We start from the raw sequence: 17814 nt of genomic DNA on the forward strand, positions 1-17814 counted from the left end.
GCCGCAATTCGACCGAGCGCTTGAAAATACAAAGGGCCGCAGCAGCGGCCCTGGGATTTTACTGCCTTGCAGCATCCATCGCGGTACGCATCTCGCGCAGGAAAGCCGTCAGCCTCGGCGCGGCGTCGGCGCCGTGCTCCTCGATCTCCTGCACCAGCCGGCTGCCGATGATGACCGAATCGGCCACGCGCGCCACGGCCTGGGCCGACGCCGCGTCGCGGATGCCGAAGCCGACGCCGATCGGCAGGCTCAGCGCGCCGCGCAGTTCGCCCAGCTTGGCCGCCACGCTGGCGAGATCGAGCGTCGCCGCACCGGTGACGCCCTTGAGCGACACATAGTAAACATAGCCGCTGGCATGCTTGGCCACCTCGGCCACGCGCCACGACGGGGTGGTCGGGGCCAGCAGGAAGATCGGATCGAGCCCGTGGCACTTGAGCGTCTCGGCCAGGCCGCCGGCCTCTTCGGGCGGCAGGTCGACCGTCAGCACGCCATCCACGCCAGCCTCGCGCGCGCGCGCTGCGAACGCCTCGTAGCCCATCGATTCGACCGGGTTGGCGTAGCCCATCAGCACCACCGGCGTCTCGGCATCGCGGCGGCGGAATTCGCGCACCATGTCGAGCACGTCGGCCAGGCTGGTGCCGTGCGCGAGCGCGCGTTCGGACGCCTTCTGGATCACCGGGCCGTCGGCCATCGGGTCGGAGAACGGTACGCCGAGCTCGACGATGTCGGCGCCGCCGGCGACCAGGGCGTGCATCAGGCCGACGGTCGCCGCCGGGTGCGGATCGCCGGCAGTGATGAAGGGGATCAGCGCCTGCCGTTGATGTTCGTTCAGACGCGCGAAAGTGTTCTGGATTCGGGACATAAGCCTGGGAACGGTAGCCGGCCGCCGCGGCGGCCGGTGTTTGAAGGTGTGCGCGGGGTGTCTACAGCTCGATGCCGGACAGCTTGGCGACCGTCGGGATGTCCTTGTCGCCACGGCCGGACAGGTTGACCAGGATGATCTGGTCGCGCGCCATCGTCGGCGCGACGCGGCGGGCATAGGCCAGCGCATGGCTCGACTCGAGCGCGGGGATGATGCCCTCGGTACGGCACAGCTCGTGGAAGGCCGCCAGCGACTCGTCGTCGTCGGCCGCGGTGTATTCGACCCGGCCGATGTCCTTGAGATAGCTGTGCTCGGGGCCGACGCCCGGGTAGTCGAGGCCGGCCGAGATCGAATGCGTCTCGATGATCTGGCCGTGTTCGTCCTGCATCAGGTAGGTACGGTTGCCGTGCAGCACGCCGGGCCGGCCGGCGCTCAGCGGCGCGGCATGGCGGCCGGTCGCGACGCCGTCGCCGCCGGCTTCGACGCCGACCATGCGCACGCCGGGCACCTGGATATAGGGATAGAACATGCCGATCGCATTGGAGCCGCCGCCGACGCAGGCCACCACCATATCGGGCTGGCGGCCGGCCAGGTCCAGCATCTGGACCTTCGACTCCTCGCCGATCACGGCCTGGAAGTCGCGCACCAGCATCGGGTAGGGATGCGGCCCGGCCGCGGTACCGAGGATGTAGAAAGTGTGGTCGACGTTGGTGACCCAGTCGCGCATCGCTTCGTTGAGCGCGTCCTTGAGCGTCTTGGAGCCGCTCTCGACCGGCACCACGGTGGCGCCGAGCAGCTTCATGCGGTAGACGTTGGCGGCCTGGCGCTTGACGTCCTCGGAGCCCATATAGACCACGCACTCCATGCCGTAGCGGGCCGCCACGGTGGCCGAGGCCACGCCGTGCTGGCCGGCGCCGGTCTCGGCGATCACGCGCTTCTTGCCCATCCGCCGCGCCAAGAGCGCCTGGCCGATGGTGTTGTTGATCTTGTGCGCGCCGGTATGGTTGAGGTCTTCGCGCTTGAGATAGATCTGCGCGCCGCCGAGCTGCTCGGACCAGCGCTTGGCGTGGTAGATCGGGCTCGGCCGGCCGACGTAGTGCTTGAGCTCGTAGCGGTATTCGGCCATGAAGTCCGGATCGACGCGGGCCTTCTCGTATTCGGTACGCAGCTCGTCCAGCGCCGCCATTAGGGTTTCGGCGACGTAGATGCCACCGTAGTCGCCGAAGCGGCCGCGGCCGTCGGGCAGGTCGTAGCTGGCGGGAATGGGCAGATCACTGATATGCATGGGTCTTTCCGTGAAACGGTGGCGCGGTCAGCGGGTCGCGTGGACGGCGTCGATGAAGGCTGCGATGCGGGCCGGGTCCTTGACGCCGCGCTCGGCCTCGACGCCGCTGGAGACGTCGACCGCCCAGGGCTGGACCGAACGGATCGCCTCGCCGACGTTATCGGGCGACAGCCCGCCGGACAGCACGATCGGCAGCGACAAGTCCTTGGCCAGCAGGCCCCAGTCGAAGCGCTCGCCGGTGCCGCCGGGCGCGGCCGGCGACCAGGCATCACACAGGAGGCCGCGCGCGTCGGCGTAGCGGTCGGCGAATTCTAGCAAATCGACACCGGGTTTCACCCGTACCGCCTTGATGTAGGGCAGGCCGAAAGAGCGGCAGTATTCGGGCGGCTCGTCGCCGTGGAATTGCAGCAGGTCAAGCGGCAGGGTGCGCAGCACGCCATCGACCAGCGAGTGCTCGGCATCGACGAACAGGCCGACGCTGGTGACGAAGGGCGGCAGCGAGGCGACGATCTCGTGCGCCATATTGATCGAGACATGGCGCGGGCTCGGCTCGTAGAACACCAGGCCGATGGCGTCGGCGCCGAGCGCAGCCGCCTTGTTGGCCATGGCGACGTCACGCAGGCCGCAGATTTTGACTCGTGGGTGCATACCGGGAAGCTGCAGGAAATATCAGACCAGATAGTGGCGGAAGCACGGCTCGCTGGCAATCTCGAAGGCGGCCGGGTAGCTCACTCCGGCGAAGTAGAGGCCATCCGGCATGAAGGTCGGCGGCGCCACCGTCCGGTCGCGCAATGCCAGCAGTTCAGCCATCCAGTCCGGCGGCATGGCGCCCTTGCCGATATGGATCAGCGCCCCCATCAGGTTGCGCACCATATGGTGCAGGAAGCCGCCAGCGGACACGTCGAAGCGCAGCAGGTCGCCGTCGCGGGCGATCTCGAACCGGGTCAAGTGCTTGACCGGGCTGGCCGCCTGGCACTCCGAGGAACGGAAGCTCGAGAAGTCGTGCTCGCCCAGCAGCAGCACGGCCGCGGCCTGCATCGCCGCCAGGTCGAGCGGCGCATGGTGCCAGCCGACCCGTCCGGCCAGCAGCGCGGAGCGGACCGGGTGGTTGAGCAGCAGGTAACGGTAGTGCCGCGCCGTTGCGGAAAAGCGTGCATGGAAGGCCTCGTCGACCTCGCGCGCCCAGCGTACCGCGATGCTCGGCGGCAGGAAGCTGTTCACGCCGCGCACCCAGGCGGTCAGCGGGCGGACTGCGCCGGTGTCGAAATGGGCGACCTGCAGGCTGGCATGCACGCCGGCGTCGGTCCGACCCGCCGCATGCAGGCGCACCGGCGCGCCGGCGAGACGGGCGATGGCGGTCTCGAGCGTGTCCTGCACCGATAGTCCGTTCGGCTGCGACTGCCAGCCGCAGAAGGCGCGTCCGTCGTATTCAAGGCCGAGCGCGATGCGCATGCCGTCTCCCGGTTGCGGCGGATCGCGGCCGCCGGACAAAACAAAAGGCGTGGACCGCTGAGCGGTCCACGCCGACAGGAAGTATAGCGGGCGCTTAGAGCTGGGCGAGCAGCGATTCCGCCGTCGACTTCTGCTCCGAGTTCCCTTCGTGCAGCGCCTCCTGCAGGATCTCGCGTGCGCCTTCCTTGTCGCCCATGTCGATATAGGCGCGGGCCAGGTCGATCTTGGTGGTCACCGGATCGTCGAGTTCGGCGCCGAAATCGATGATGTCGCTGCCGTTGGCCGGCTCCGGCGCCACGTCGAGATCGATGTTCATGTCGCCCAGGTCCAGCGCGGCGGCGTCGATCGAGGCATCGCCACCGGCAGCGGCCGGCTCGCCCAGGTCGAAGTTGAAGTCGAGATCGGAGGCCAGGTCGGGCGATTCGAGCTCGGCCGGGGCGAGCACCGGTTCGGCCAGGTCGAACGAAGGCATGGCCGGCTGCTTGGCATCGCCGCCCAGTTCCAGCGGAATGTCGAGCGACAGGATGCCGTCGTTGATGTCGGGCCGTGCGACCGGCGCCGGGGCCGGCTCGGCCGCGGCGGCCGGCAGGTCGAGGTTGAAGTCGCCGAGGTTGAAATCGAGCGAAGCATCCTCGGCCGGCGCGACGTCGACCATCGTGGCTTCGACCGGTTCGGGCTGCGGAGCCGCAGCCTGCGGCACGGGAGCTGGCGCCGGCGCAGCCGCATTGAAGCCGAGGTCGAAGTCGAGCGTGTCGGCCTCCGCGGCAGGCGCAGCAGGTTCCTCGATGTCGCCGAGCTGGAAGTCGAGGTCGCCCGCCACGTCCACCACCGGCTGGGCGGTGTCGAGCAGGTTCTCGGCCTTGCCTTCGGCCAGCGCGCTCAGCGTGCCGGCCGACAGCACCATGGTCTTGTCGAGATCGTTGGTATCGACCGGTGCCTGGTGCTGGTAGAGCGAGTTGTGCGGATCGAGGCCGCGGCCCATCTCAGCCGCCTGGGCCCACAGCGGGCCCTGGCCCTGGGTGCCGGCGTAGAGCTCCTGGGCGAGCTGTTCGAACGCCGCGACGTTCTTGCGGCCGCTGTAGATCTCGAGCAGCTTGAGGCGGACTTCCTGGCGGCTGCCGTCGCGCGTCAGCGCATCCTTGAGGATTTCCTCGGCCTGGGCATCGCGGCCGTAGGCCATGTAGACCTCGGCTTCGGCGATCGGGTCGACCTCGTCGGTATCGATGGTGCCGAGGCCGGCGCGGCTGAAGTCGGTCAGGAAGGAGTTCTCGGTCACGCCGGTGCTGATGACGGCTCCGCCGGTGTTGCCGACCATGGTGTTGGACTTGAGGTCGGAACCGGTGATCACGCTGTCTTCGAAATTGCCGCGCTTGCGCCGGCGCATCGCGAAGACGGCGCCGCCGATCGCGGCCAGCACGGCGAGCGCACCGCCGCCGAGCACCAGCGGGTTCTCGAGCAGCGAAGGTTCGGGTTCCGGCTCCGGCACGAAGACCGGCTTCTTCTTGGGCTTGGGCGTCTCGGCCGGCGGCGGGGCCAGGACCGGAGTCGGCGCCTCGACCGGCTTGGCCTCGGCGGCCGGCTCGGCTGCCGCGGGCTCGGCCGGCTTGGCCTCGACCTTGGGCGGTTCGACCGGGACCGGCGTCGGAGCCGGGGTGGGCGCCGGCGTCGGGGTCGGCTTGACCTCGGCCGCCTTCTCCACCGGCTTGGCCGCGGCCGCCTTGGCGGCTTCGGCCTGCTTCTGCAGCTCGGCGCCCTGCTTGTTCTTGAGCGCCAGCAGCTCTTCGAGCTTCTTGTTGGTCTTTTCCAGCTCGCTGACGCGCTGGTTGGCCTCGGCCAGCGCCTTCTGGCGGGCGGAGGCTTCTTCCTCGAGCGACTGCATGCGCTCGCGCAGCTTGCCCTCGTCGCCCTTGGACAGTTTGAGCGTGTCCTTGGCGGCCGGCAGTTGCGAGGCGGCCTTGTCTTCGACCTTGGCGGTGATCTTGCCGCTGCCCGGGGCCTGGTCGGCCTGCGAGGCACCGGCCGAACCGGCCAGCTTGGCACGGTAGCTGCGCCAGTCGTCGGCCTGGACCTTGACCTCGCGGATCGCTGCCTGGCGATCGACCTCGGTCAGCGTCTCGCGGCTCGGCACAGTAAGAATCCGGCCCTTTTTGAGCCGGTTCATGTTGTTGCCGTCGAATGCGCCCTGGTTGGCGCGGTAGAGCCCGACCAGCATCTGCTCGAGGCTCACGCCGTCGACCTGATTCTGGCGGGCGATGCCGGCCAGGGTCTCGCCCTGCTGCACGGTATGGGTCTGGCCCGACGGCGCCGGAGCCGCTTCCTGAGCCGGCTTGGCGACGGGTTCGGGCTTGGCGGCCACCATCGGCTTGGCCGGCTGCGGGGCCAGCGTGGGCTGCGGCCTGGCCGGCGCGGCGGCCGGCCGGCCGGCCACCGGAGCGGCGGTCACGCCGTTGGGGTTATAGCCGACCGGGTCGAGCAGCGCGGTATATTCGCGCAGCACGCGGCCGCCGTCCCATTTCAATTCGACCAGAAAATCGAGAAAGGGCTCGTTCAGCGATTGCGCCGAATTAACCGCGATGAAATATTGCCCGTTCGGGCGCTTATCCAAATTGAAACGCAGGCCGAGCGCGGTCGGCGGGTAATCGATTTGCGCTTCGCGGTAGGCTTCGACCGAGGCGAGCGCCGCGCGCAGCGACTCGACTTCGCCCGGCTGCACGGCGACCAGGTCGATTTCCGCGCGCAGAGGCTGCCCGAGCCCGGACAGCACATTCAATCGACCCAAGCCAGCCGACTGCGCAGCGAGTGGAATCGCTGCCATCGCCACGGCCATGACGGTGGCTTTGAGTTTTGATTTGATTCGCACGGCTCCCACCCTTTTGCGGATTCGTTATTGCAACAAGTAAATTAACATCATGGGGTTACCCACGCAAGCTCAGGCGCCACCTGAGTTTAGACACGGTTTGGGCCAAATAAAAACCCGCGTAAATTTGCCCATTATATTTCAATGGATACATGACATTGGCGTGAAACTTACCCAGGTCATCTACCCATCCATGATGGCGCGTTGCCGCGGTACGACACCGAGCCGCCAATGCGCGAACGCCCACCGCCACACCTCCGCCGGCGCCGCGCCGCGCAGCCCGGCCGGCGGCTGCTGGCCCAATATCGTCAACGCCTGCCATAACTCGAGCCCGGCGCGCTCGATTTCGAGCGCCGGTGCGCGGGTCTGCTTGCTGAGCTTCTCGCCGGCCGCGTTGGTCAGCACCGGCAGGTGCGCATAGCCGGGCAGCGGACTGCCGAGCGCCTGCTGCAGATAGATCTGTCGCGGCGTCGAATCGAGCAGGTCGGCGCCGCGCACGACGTGGCTGACGCCCTGCAGCGCATCGTCGACCACCACGGCCAGCTGATAGGCGAAGTAGCCATCGGCGCGCAGCAGCACGAAGTCGCCGAGGTCGCGCGCCAGCACCTGCGACTGCCAGCCCTGCACCGCGTCGAGGAATCCGGTCTCGCCCTCGCCCACCCTCAGGCGCCAGGCACGCGGCGCCCGGCCTGCGGCGAGGCCGGCGCGGCAGGTGCCGGGATAGACCGGACCGTCGATGCCGCGCAGGCTCGAATCGGCGATCTCGCGACGGGTGCAGGCGCAAGGATAGGCCAGGCCGGCCGCCACCAGGCGGTCGAGCGCGGCGCGGTAGTGGTCGAGCCGGCGGCTCTGGTAGACCACCTCGCCATCCCATTCGAAACCGTAGGCTTCCAGCGTGCGCAGGATGCCGCAGGCCGCGCCCGGCATTTCGCGCGGCGGGTCGAGATCCTCGATGCGCAACAGCCAGCGGCCGCCGGCCGCCCTCGCCTCCAGGTAGCTGCCGACCGCGGCGAGCAGCGAGCCGTGGTGCAGCGGCCCGGTCGGGCTCGGGGCGAAACGGCCGACGTAGGCCGCACTTATGCGGGGCGCATCTTTGGTAATAACCATGCCGAACGGGAGAGTGGGAGGGGGCTTCTGCTACAATCGCGGTCGTTTTAGCGCGCCGCAAAATCGAGGAAAAGAGAAATGACTTACGTGGTGACCGATGCCTGCGTGAAGTGCAAATATACCGACTGCGTCGATGTCTGTCCGGTCGATTGCTTTCGCGAAGGCCCGAACTTCCTGGTGATCGATCCCGACGAGTGCATCGACTGCACGCTGTGCGTGGCCGAATGTCCGGTCGAAGCGATCTATGCCGAGGATGACGTGCCGGCCGACCAGCAGATCTATATCCAGCTGAACGCCGATCTCTCCAAGAGCCCGAACTGGACGCCGATCGTCGAGAAGAAGGACCCGCTGCCCGACCACGACCAGTGGGCCGGCGTGACGGGCAAGCTGTCGCAGCTGGACCGCAACGGCGCCTGATCGACGCGCCGCCCGCCGCACCACGACAAGCCCGGACCCGACCGGGCTTGTTGCTTTTCGGGCGGTGCGAATTCGTATGAGCACAGTGCGCCGGCTGGGTGACCATCGCCTCCATTGCGCGGCGCGAGAAAAACTTTCACCGCAGAGGACGCCGAGGCCCGGAGGAAAAGCGGCCTGGCTCGGCTCACTGCCCGCGGTCGGCTTCACCGAACTTGCTGTTCTCCGTGCCCTCCGCGTCCTCTGCGGTGCATCTTTTAGATTTGCCGCCTCAGCGGCGCAGCAGGCGCCACAGCGTGGTCCGGCTGATCCCCAGCCGTTCGGCCGCCACGGTGCGGTCGCCGCCACATTCGGCCAGCACCGCCTCGACGTGGCTACGGCGCACCTGCTCGGTGGTGGCGGCCAGCGCCGCATCGTCGCCGCCGGCGCGGCCGGTCAATTCGGGCGCCAGCCGGCGCACGTCGGCATCGAGCAGCCGGCCGGCCGCGCGCAGGAAGACCGCCAGCCGCTCCACCACGTTCTGCAATTCGCGCACGTTGCCGGGCCAGCCGTAACCATCCGCAACCGACAGCAGCGGCGCCACCAGCCGTTCGGCCGGCACCTCGGCCGACAGCCGCGCCAGCGCATCGCCGGCCAGCCGCAACGCCAGCAGCCGCACGTCGCCGCCGCGGCGCGCCAGCGCGGGCAAGGGCAGCGTGAGGATGGCCAGCCGGTAATACAGGTCGGCGCGGAAACGGCCGGCCTCGACCGCGGCGCGCAGCTCGGCATGGGTGGCGGCGATCACCCGCACGTCGACCGGGATCGGCTCGCCGGCCCCCAGCCGCAGCACCTCGCGCTCCTGCAGCACGCGCAGCAGCCGGGTCTGCAGCGGCAGCGGCATGTCGCCGATCTCGTCGAGGAACAGCGTGCCGCGGTCGGCCAGTTCGACCAGGCCGGGCTTGCCGCCGCGGCGCGAGCCGGTGAAGGCGCCCTCCTCGTAGCCGAACAGCTCGGACTCGAGCAGGCTCTCCGGGAAAGCCGCGCAGTTGAGCGCGACGAAAGGCCCCTCGGCACGGCGCGAAGCCTGGTGGATGCCTTGGGCGAACAGCTCCTTGCCGGTGCCCGATTCGCCCTCGATCAGCACCGACGAATCGGAGCCGGCATAGAGGGTGGCCAGCTCGCGCGCCGCCTCGATCAGCGGCGACTCGCCGAGCACGTCGGCCAGCGCGTAGCGCGCGCGGAACGGGCTCTTGCGCGCTTCGGCGCGCAGCTTGCGATCGGCGCGCTCGATCGCGGCCGATTCCTGTAGCGTCAGCACCGCGCCCGACTGCTGGCCGGCTTCGAACAGCGGCAGCCGCTGCGTGACCAGCTTGCGGCCGGCCACCGTGACCACCTCGTCGCGGCGCGGCTCGCCGCTCTTGAGCACGCCGGCCAGCGACAGCGCCGGCGCCAGTTCCGACAGGCGCCGGCCGACCGCCCACTCGGCCGCCACGCCGACCAGGCCGGCCAGCGCCGGGTTGATCGCCTGCACCCGCTCGTCGAGGTCGACCGCCGCCACGCCTTCCGACAGGCTTTCCAGGATGCGGTCGAGCCGCTCGCGCTTGGCCTCCTCGAGACTGGCCACCCGGGTCAGCTCGAGCGCCGATTCGAACGCCGCCATCACCGATTCGACCGAATAGATCAGTACCGCAGGCAGGTCGTACTGGCTGGCCAGGTGGACGATCTGGCTCGAGCCGACCACCACCGGCCGCACCGCGCGCGACAGGGTGTCGAGATGGCGGCGCGCGTCATCGTCGCCGTCGTACAAGAGCGGCGTCAGCTCGAAATTGAGCAGCGGCTTGAGCACTTCGAATTCGCCGGCCAGCCGCCTGCGCGTCAGCAGCACCGCGCGCGGGTTATGGCGGCGCGCCTCGGCCAGCGCGCGCAGGATGTCGTAGCCGGTCACCGGGATCTGCGTCACCGGCACGTCGAGCGCGGCGCGCAGCACCTCGGCGCCGCGGCCGGCCGCGATCACCGCGTCCAGGAGGCCGGCCTGCGCCATTTCGCGCGCGACCGGGATCGCCTCTTCGGCGCTCTTCTCGATCAGCCGCAGCTCGAAGCGGCGGCCGAGGCCGGAGGCGAGATTGCGCACCATGTCGGCCAACGCGCGAGTGGCGACAACGCCGAACTGGGGAATGGGCTGACGGGCCATGATCGATTCAATTGCGAAACCGGAATGTTTCAGATTATGAACAATCGCATTGCCGGGCAAGCTTTTATCTTTTGGCACGCTCCGCCCGGTGAGCGCCCCTTTCCCGCGCCCGGGGAGGTGGACCAAGCTGCCGTCGAACCTTGCCATTCGTCCCTCTCCCGCTCGCGGGATGGGCCTGCGGGGTCGAATGAGCGGGGCTCTTCGTAGAACCGGCCATCACCCCAACCCCTTTCCCGTGCAAGGGAGAGGGGCTTGCTTCCTTTCCCTCCCTAGTTCCTTAGCGAACCCTTGCGATCGCCATATTCCGCAAGCAAAGCTTCAGACCAAGCCACGCCGCCATCGAAGCAGTGCGATCCCGGTCCCTCGAGGCAACAATCGTTTCATCGATGTAACATTCGATTTCAGCAAGAAACCCGATCAGCGGGCCACTCGACGGGCCACCGCAGTGCACCCGACGATCTATGCTCATGATTCGACGCGACTTTCCGTTGCAATCCCGCTCACCGTCACGGCCTGGCGCGGCTTTTGCACTGCTGCCGGCCTCTTCGCCCAAGGAAGCACCATGGCCCTGTCCTCCCCGGCGCGCGTTTCCGCGCTGCCGTCGAAGCCGAGAAACCGCTGCAGATCGTCGGCGCCATCAATGCCTATGCCGCGCTGCTGGCCGAGCACAGCGGCCACAAGGCGCTCTACGTGTCGGGCGGCGGCGTGGCCGCCAGCTCCTGCGGCATCCCCGACCTCGGCATCACCACGCTCGAGGACGTGCTGATCGACGTGCGCCGCATCACCGACCGCACCGCGCTGCCGGTGCTGGTCGACATCGACACCGGCTGGGCGGCGCCTTCAACATCGCCCGCACCGTGCGCGAGATGATCCGCGCCGGCGCCGCGGCGGTGCACATCGAGGACCAGGTGCTGGCCAAGCGCTGCGGCCACCGGCCGGGCAAGGCCATCGTGTCGGCCGAGGAGATGGTCGACCGGGTCAAGGCCGCTGTCGACGCCAAGACCGATCCGGACTTCGTGATCATGGCGCGCACCGACGCGCTGGCGGTCGAGGGGCTCGATGCCGCCATCGAGCGCGCCTGCCGCTGCGTCGAGGCCGGCGCCGACATGATCTTCCCCGAGGCGATGGAAAGCCTCGAGATGTACCGGGCCTTCGTCGATGCCGTGAAGGTGCCGGTGCTGGCCAACATCACCGAATTCGGCAAGACCCCGCTGTTCACCCGCGACCAGCTCGGCTCGGTCGGCGTCAGCATGATGCTCTACCCGCTGTCGGCCTTCCGCGCGATGAGCAAGGCCGCGCTGAACGTCTACGGCCATATCGCCGCCGAAGGCACCCAGCAGAACGTGCTCGACAGCATGCAGACCCGCATGGAGCTGTACGACCACCTCGGTTACCACGACTACGAGCAGAAGCTCGATGCGCTGTTCGCGGCGGAGAAGCGCTGATGGCGTTCGAACTGCGCGGCGAGCGCGTGATCCTGCGCGACTGGCGCGACGAGGACCTCGACGCCTGGGCGGCGATGAATGCCGATCCCGAAGTGCGGCGCTACTTCCCCGACCTGCTCAGCGCGCAGGAATCGCGCGAGGCGGCCGACCGGCTGCGTGCCCATGCCGAGCGCGAAGGCTTCACCTTCTGGGCGCTGGAGATTCCCGGCGTGGCCGATTTCGCCGGCTTCGTCGGGCTGCTGCGCACCAGTTTCGAGGCCCACTTCACGCCCTGCGTCGAGATCGGCTGGCGGCTCGCGTCGAGCTGCTGGGGCCGCGGCTACGCCACCGAGGCGGCGCGGCTGTCGCTCGACCACGGTTTCGGCACGCTCGGCCTGGAGCAGATCGTGGCGCTGGCGGTCATGGACAACCGGCCTTCGCACGCGGTGATGGAACGCATCGGCATGCGGCGCGACCCGGCCGCCGACTTCGACCATCCGCGCCTGCCGGCCGGCCATCCGCTGCAGCGCCACCTGCTCTACCGCATCGACCGCGCCGACTGGCTGGCCACGCGCCGGCCGGCGGCCTGAACACGCATCGCCCGGCCCCAGCCGGGATCGTCATGACAACAGGAGACACCGCATGACCGAAGCAGTCCTGCCCAAGCCCAAGAAATCCGTCGCGCTGTCCGGCGTCGCCGCCGGCAATACCGCGCTGTGCACCGTCGGCCGCACCGGCAACGACCTGCACTACCGCGGCTACGACATCCTCGACGTGGCCGCCGCCTGCGAATTCGAAGAGATCGCCCACCTGCTGGTGCACGGCAAGTTGCCCAACGCGGCCGAGCTGGCCGGCTACAAGCAGAAGCTGCGCGCGCTGCGCGGCATCCCGGCCAGCGTCAAGGCCGTGCTCGAGGCCCTGCCGGCCGCCGCCCACCCGATGGACGTGATGCGCTCGGCGGTGTCGGCGCTCGGCTGCGCGCTGCCCGAGAAGGACGACCACAACGCCGCCGGCGCACGCGACATCGCCGACCGGCTGATGGCCTCGCTCGGTTCGATGCTGCTGTACTGGTACCACTTCAGCCACAACGGGCGCCGCATCGAGGTCGAGACCGACGACGACAGCATCGGCGGCCACTTCCTCCATCTCCTGCACGGCAAGAAGCCGTCCGACAGCTGGGTGCGGGCGATGCACACCTCGCTGGTGCTCTACGCCGAGCACGAGTTCAACGCCTCGACCTTCACCGCCCGCGTGATCGCCGGCACCGGCTCGGACATGCACAGCGCCATCACCGGCGCGATCGGCGCGCTGCGCGGCCCCAAGCACGGCGGCGCCAACGAGGTCGCGTTCGAGATCCAGAAGCGCTACGACACGCCGGACGAGGCCGAGGCCGACATCCGCGCCCGGGTCGAGCGCAAGGAAGTGGTGATCGGCTTCGGCCATCCGGTCTACACCGTCAGCGATCCGCGCAACGTGGTGATCAAGGAAGTGGCGCGCACGCTGTCGCAGGAAGCCGGCAACAGCAAGATGTTCGACATCGCCGAGCGGCTCGAGAGCGTGATGGCCGAGGTCAAGAAGATGTTCCCCAACCTCGACTGGTTCAGCGCGGTGAGCTACCACATGATGGGCGTGCCGACCGCGATGTTCACACCGCTGTTCGTGATCGCGCGCACCAGCGGCTGGAGCGCCCACGTGATCGAGCAGCGCATCGACGGCAAGATCATTCGTCCGAGCGCCAATTACATCGGCCCGGAAAACCTGGAATTCGTGCCGCTGGCGAAACGCTGAGGCGGCATGTGGCGCACCGGCTCTTGTGCTAACTTTGCCGCGCTGTCCCGCAGCCATCACGGAGCGGGCCGGCGCGGACACGACACAAGGGAGACAAGACGTTGAACGCGATACTGCGCAAGAGCGAGGCCGGCCTGCAGGCACTGCAGATCCGCGAGGGCGAGCACAAGCTGCCGGCCCGGCTGCGGACCCTGCTGTTGCAGGTCGACGGCAACAAGTCCATCGACCAGCTCAAGGCCCTGGCGGTCTCGCTGGGCAATCCGGCCGAGCTGGTCGACCGGCTGCTCGAGCAGGGGCTGGCCGAGGTGGTGCCCGGCACCGAGGAAGCGCAGCCGGCACCCGAACCGGCAGCGCCGACGGCAACGGCCGTCGCCGCTCCGGTCGCGGTGCCGGCCGCGGCACCCGAGCCGGCGGCGACGCCCCAGGCGGCGGCCGAAGCCGAGCCCGAAGCCGACGAGCTGCCCGACCTGCCGGTCTCGGCCAAGCTGCCCGAACACCTGCGCCCGGTCGCGGCCGAGATGCGCCGCGTGGTCGAGCAGCATGTCGGCCTCAAGGGCGTGCTGCTCAAGCGCCGTATCAGCCATTGCGACACCGAGGCCGAGCTGCGGCTGGCGCTGGTGGCGCTGACCGAGGCGGTGGCCAAGGCGCGCGGCAGCGAGGAGGCCAAGCTCATCCTGCAGGAAATCAACACCCATCTACCGATGATCGGGCTCAACCGGGCCCAGACCTTCCGATAGAGAAATACCGAGGAATACCGGGCCGGCCAGGCAGTCGATTTTCAGCCCGGCACCCGGCCAGTCCGCGGCGATTCGTCCGGCTCGCCGCCGATCGATTCACTCCCCCGCCCTCGCCGCCCCGGGGTCCCCGCACAGCCGGAGACCTCGCGGGCGATCCGAGGGAACCTCGCCGAGGCTCGCGAGGTGTTTTGTCCAAAGCTCCCAAACAAGGATCTGTCATGTCCGCCCATATCTCCAACGTCCGCCCCGACCCCGATCAGGTCCTGGTCGACATCGCCGACTACGTCTGGAACTACGAGATCCAGTCCGACGAGGCCTACGACACCGCCCGCCTGTGCCTGATCGACACGCTGGGCTGCGGCTTCGAAGCGCTCGAATACCCGGCCTGCACCAAGTTCCTCGGCCCGGTCGTGCCCGGCACCGTGGTGCCCAACGGCGCCCGCGTGCCCGGCACCCAGCACCAGCTCGACCCGATCCAGGCCGCCTTCAACCTCGGCGCGATGATCCGCTGGCTCGATTTCAACGACACCTGGCTGGCGGCCGAATGGGGTCACCCGTCCGACAACCTCGGCGGCATCCTGATGGCGGCCGACTGGCTCAGCCGCACCCGCGTGGCGCAGGGCAAGGCCCCGCTGCAGATGCGCGAAGTGCTGACCGCCATGATCAAGGCGCACGAGATCCAGGGCGTGCTGGCGCTGGAGAACAGCTTCAACCGCGTCGGCCTGGACCACGTCGTGCTGGTCAAGGTCGCCTCGACCGCAGTGGTCACCAAGCTCCTGGGCGGCACGCGCGAGGAAGTGATCAACGCGGTGTCGCACGCCTGGCTCGACGGCCAGGCCCTGCGCACCTACCGCCATGCCCCCAACACCGGCAGCCGCAAGAGCTGGGCCGCCGGCGACGCCACCAGCCGCGCCGTGCGCCTGGCGCTGATCGCCCTCAAGGGCGAGATGGGCTATCCGGGCGTGCTGACCGCCAAGACCTGGGGCTTCTACGACGTGCTGTTCAAGGGCCAGCCGTTCAAGTTCCAGCGTCCCTACGGCAGCTACGTGATGGAACACGTGCTGTTCAAGATCAGCTTCCCGGCCGAGTTCCACTCGCAGACCGCGGTGGAATGCGCGATGACGCTGCACACCAAGCTGGCTGCCATGGGCAAGAGCGTGTTCGACATCAAGAAGATCACCATCCGCACCCACGAGGCCTGCATCCGCATCATCGACAAGAAGGGCCCGCTCAACAATCCGGCCGACCGCGACCACTGCATTCAGTACATGGTGGCCGTGCCGCTGATCTTCGGCCGCCTGACCGCCTCCGACTACGAGGACGGCATCGCGATCGACCCGCGCATCGACGTGCTGCGCGACAAGATCGTCTGCGTCGAGGATCCGCAGTTCACCGCCGACTACCACGATCCGGAAAAGCGTTCGATCGCCAACGGCCTGACCGTGGAGCTGAACGACGGCACCGTGCTGGCCGAGGAAGTCTGCGAATACCCGATCGGCCATCGCCGCCGCCGCGCCGAGGGCATCCCGGTGCTCGAGGCCAAGTTCCGCACCAACCTGGCGCGCCAGTTCCCGCCCAAGCAGGCCGAGGCGATCTACGCGCTGTGCCAGGACCAGGCCAAGCTCGAAGCCACGCCGGTGAACGAGTTCGTCGATCTGATGGTGATCTGACGGCGCCTCGTTCGCGCCACGGCGAAGAAAGGGGAGGCTTCTAGGCCTCCCCTTTTTCGTATGTCCGGCGCCCTCCCTGTCCGCGACCGCGGCGGAGCGGACCGTCGGCGAGCGGATTCCCCCGGCCGCGAAACCTCGACCGGCCGGCGGCGTCCAAGGCCGGACCAGGCCCGGTCGGCCGTGGCCCAGGCCAATACGCCACAAGAGAAGCCGTGTCCCCTATACGCCGCCCGCCGTGCAATGCGCTCGCCCAACCCATCGAACCCGGAAGCCTCGAAAACCATGAACGCGCAAGAACGTGAAGCGCTGCTGCATACCCTGAAGACCCGCTTCGAGCGGCACGCGCAACGGCACGCCGGCCTGGCCTGGACCGAGGTACGGGCCAGGCTGGAGGCCCATCCCGCCGCGCTGAAGTCATTGCACGACATGGAAGCGAGCGGCGGCGAGCCGGACGTGATCGGCCGCGACGATGCGACGGGCGGCTATCTGGTTCTGCGACTGCTCGGCCGAAAGCCCGGCCGGCCGCCGCAGCCTCTGCTACGACCGCGCGGCGCTGGATGCGCGCAAGGCGCACAAGCCGGCGGACAGCGCCGCCGATCGCGCCGCCGCGATGGGTGTCGCGCTGCTGACCGAAGAACAGTACCGGGCGCTGCAGCAGCTGGGCGAATTCGACCTGAAGACGTCGAGCTGGATCGATACGCCGCCGGAGCTGCGCGCACGCGGCGGCGCGCTGTTCTGCGACCGGCGCTACGGCCGGGTGTTCACCTATCACAACGGCGCGGAGTCCTACTACGCGGCCCGGGGCTTCCGGGCCGCGCTGGTCGTCTGAAGGCCGTTCCAGACGCGATCGCCTACGATTCGACAGACCGGGCGATCCCCGCTTCCGTCCTCGACAAGGAGCAGACATGCAACTCGGCAACTTTTCGGTCAGCCTGGCCGTGAAGGACATCGCGGCGTCCCAGGCCTTCTACGCGAAGCTCGGCTTCGAGGTCTTCGCCGGCGACGCCGCGCAGAACTGGCTGATCCTGAAGAACGGCGACTGCGTGATCGGCCTGTTCCAGGGCATGTTCGAGCGGAACATGCTGACCTTCAACCCGGGCTGGGACGGCAACGCCGACCGCCTCGGCGAGTTCACCGACATCCGCGAGCTGCAGCGCCGGCTGAAGGCGCAGGGCGTGCCGATCGCGACCGAGGCCGACGAGACCGGCCAGGGACCGGCGAGCTTCATGGTCGTCGATCCCGACGGCAATCCCATCCTGCTGGACCAGCACGTCTAGGCGCCGGCACGCGCGGGACGCCCTCGCCGGCTTGCGGCGCATCCGCCCTGTGCTACCTTTGCGATGGGCCGTAGCGAAGACATCGGCATAAAACGATATTCCAGGAGACAGGAGCGCAGCGATGAGCGAGGCAATCTTCCACAAGACCGAAGCCGGCGGGCAGGCGCTGCAGGACCGCAGCCGCTGCCCGGCGCTGACGCCGCGGCTGCGCAGCCTGCTGCTGCAGGTCGACGGCAAGCGCGGCGGTGCCGAGCTGCGCGAGCTGGGCCGGGCGCTCGGTGCGCCGGACGATGGCCTCGCCACGCTGCTGACGCTGGGCCTGGTCGCCGCCGACGGCGCAACCCCGGCCTCGCCGTCATCGCCGGCCGCTTCGGCCGCCCCGACCGGGCCGGCCGGCGACACCGCGGCAGCGCCGGCCGATGCCTTCGCCCGCCTGCAGGAGGCGACCCGCCTGATGAACAAGGCCGCGGCCGACCACATGGGGCTCAAGGCGCTGTTCTTCACGCTCAAGGTGGAAAAGGCGGCCAACCGCGAGGAGCTGCTGGGCCTGCTCGGCGACCTGCGCGCCGCCATCGCCAAATCGCGCGACGCCGGCCAGGCCGATCGGCTGGTCGACGAGATCCGGGCCTTGCTGGCCGGCTGAGCGTTCCCCCTCCTCCCCGTCCGTATCGCCCACCTGAATACGCTCCCTGTCCGCCGGCAGGATGCGGCCGCTCGTCGCGGCCGCCGCCCTGCCGCGCTGGCCGCGGATGCGGCCGGCAGTGGCGCCCG

Annotated in this window: 15 protein-coding genes and 2 pseudogenes; 10 read left to right on the plus strand and 7 right to left on the minus strand. The window is 68.9% G+C overall.

Features of this window, described 5'->3' with window-relative positions:
• Window positions 1-58 precede the first annotated feature (58 nt).
• From trpA to gluQRS, 6 genes are all read right to left on the minus strand, one after another.
• Entirely contained in the window at window positions 59-862 is an 804-nt protein-coding gene (trpA, locus tag H9L41_RS13710) for a tryptophan synthase subunit alpha (RefSeq protein WP_028446842.1), read from the minus strand.
• 61 nt (window positions 863-923) lie between these two features.
• A complete protein-coding gene (trpB, locus tag H9L41_RS13715; protein ID WP_034607383.1) occupies window positions 924-2147 on the minus strand; it encodes a tryptophan synthase subunit beta in 1224 nt (407 codons plus the stop codon).
• A gap of 27 nt (window positions 2148-2174) precedes the next feature.
• Complete coding sequence (locus tag H9L41_RS13720; RefSeq protein WP_028446840.1) at window positions 2175-2795, minus strand: phosphoribosylanthranilate isomerase; 621 nt, start codon at window positions 2793-2795, stop codon at window positions 2175-2177.
• A 21-nt stretch (window positions 2796-2816) separates the two neighbouring features.
• A complete protein-coding gene (gene truA, locus H9L41_RS13725) occupies window positions 2817-3599 on the minus strand; it encodes a tRNA pseudouridine(38-40) synthase TruA (protein ID WP_028446839.1) in 783 nt (260 codons plus the stop codon).
• A 94-nt stretch (window positions 3600-3693) separates the two neighbouring features.
• The gene (locus H9L41_RS13730; RefSeq protein ID WP_169730205.1) at window positions 3694-6378 is read right to left on the minus strand and encodes a motility hub landmark protein FimV; all 2685 of its coding nucleotides are present in this window, start codon (window positions 6376-6378) and stop codon (window positions 3694-3696) included.
• 261 nt (window positions 6379-6639) lie between these two features.
• Window positions 6640-7563, minus strand: a complete 924-nt coding sequence (gene gluQRS, locus H9L41_RS13735; protein WP_051319145.1) for a tRNA glutamyl-Q(34) synthetase GluQRS — start codon at window positions 7561-7563, stop codon at window positions 6640-6642.
• 78 nt (window positions 7564-7641) lie between these two features.
• On the opposite strand from gluQRS, the gene fdxA reads away from it, so the two are divergent.
• Window positions 7642-7980 (plus strand): ferredoxin FdxA, encoded by a 339-nt coding sequence (gene fdxA, locus H9L41_RS13740; RefSeq protein ID WP_028446836.1) that lies wholly within the window; start codon window positions 7642-7644, stop codon window positions 7978-7980.
• Window positions 7981-8248: 268 nt separating this feature from the next.
• Here the strand turns inward: fdxA and prpR are convergent, their stop codons facing one another.
• The gene (prpR, locus tag H9L41_RS13745; protein WP_034607381.1) at window positions 8249-10147 is read right to left on the minus strand and encodes a propionate catabolism operon regulatory protein PrpR; all 1899 of its coding nucleotides are present in this window, start codon (window positions 10145-10147) and stop codon (window positions 8249-8251) included.
• Window positions 10148-10672: 525 nt separating this feature from the next.
• Here prpR and prpB point away from each other — a divergent pair.
• From prpB to H9L41_RS13785, 9 genes and pseudogenes are all read left to right on the plus strand, one after another.
• A pseudogene (gene prpB / locus H9L41_RS13750) lies at window positions 10673-11592 on the plus strand (methylisocitrate lyase).
• Window positions 11592-12161 carry a GNAT family N-acetyltransferase gene (locus H9L41_RS13755; RefSeq protein ID WP_028446833.1) on the plus strand — a complete coding sequence of 190 codons (570 nt, stop codon included), beginning with the start codon at window positions 11592-11594 and terminating at the stop codon, window positions 12159-12161. Before prpB ends, H9L41_RS13755 begins: the two are co-directional and overlap by 1 nt.
• A 52-nt stretch (window positions 12162-12213) precedes the next feature.
• Window positions 12214-13359 (plus strand): bifunctional 2-methylcitrate synthase/citrate synthase, encoded by a 1146-nt coding sequence (gene prpC, locus H9L41_RS13760; RefSeq protein ID WP_028446832.1) that lies wholly within the window; start codon window positions 12214-12216, stop codon window positions 13357-13359.
• Between the two features lie 101 nt (window positions 13360-13460).
• A complete protein-coding gene (locus H9L41_RS13765) occupies window positions 13461-14096 on the plus strand; it encodes a hypothetical protein (protein WP_028446831.1) in 636 nt (211 codons plus the stop codon).
• Between the two features lie 218 nt (window positions 14097-14314).
• The gene (locus H9L41_RS13770; RefSeq protein ID WP_028446830.1) at window positions 14315-15766 is read left to right on the plus strand and encodes a bifunctional 2-methylcitrate dehydratase/aconitate hydratase; all 1452 of its coding nucleotides are present in this window, start codon (window positions 14315-14317) and stop codon (window positions 15764-15766) included.
• Between the two features lie 282 nt (window positions 15767-16048).
• A pseudogene (locus tag H9L41_RS26190) lies at window positions 16049-16183 on the plus strand (DUF4256 domain-containing protein); the annotation flags it as partial.
• Between the two features lie 52 nt (window positions 16184-16235).
• Window positions 16236-16595, plus strand: coding sequence for a DUF4256 domain-containing protein (locus tag H9L41_RS13775; RefSeq protein ID WP_245589229.1), 360 nt, complete (start codon window positions 16236-16238; stop codon window positions 16593-16595).
• Between the two features lie 76 nt (window positions 16596-16671).
• Window positions 16672-17043 (plus strand): VOC family protein, encoded by a 372-nt coding sequence (locus H9L41_RS13780; protein ID WP_028446829.1) that lies wholly within the window; start codon window positions 16672-16674, stop codon window positions 17041-17043.
• Between the two features lie 121 nt (window positions 17044-17164).
• Complete coding sequence (locus H9L41_RS13785; RefSeq protein WP_028446828.1) at window positions 17165-17686, plus strand: hypothetical protein; 522 nt, start codon at window positions 17165-17167, stop codon at window positions 17684-17686.
• The last annotated feature ends 128 nt before the right edge of the window (window positions 17687-17814 follow it).

The organism is Chitinimonas koreensis (genome assembly GCF_014353015.1).
GTDB lineage: Bacteria > Pseudomonadota > Gammaproteobacteria > Burkholderiales > Chitinimonadaceae > Chitinimonas > Chitinimonas koreensis.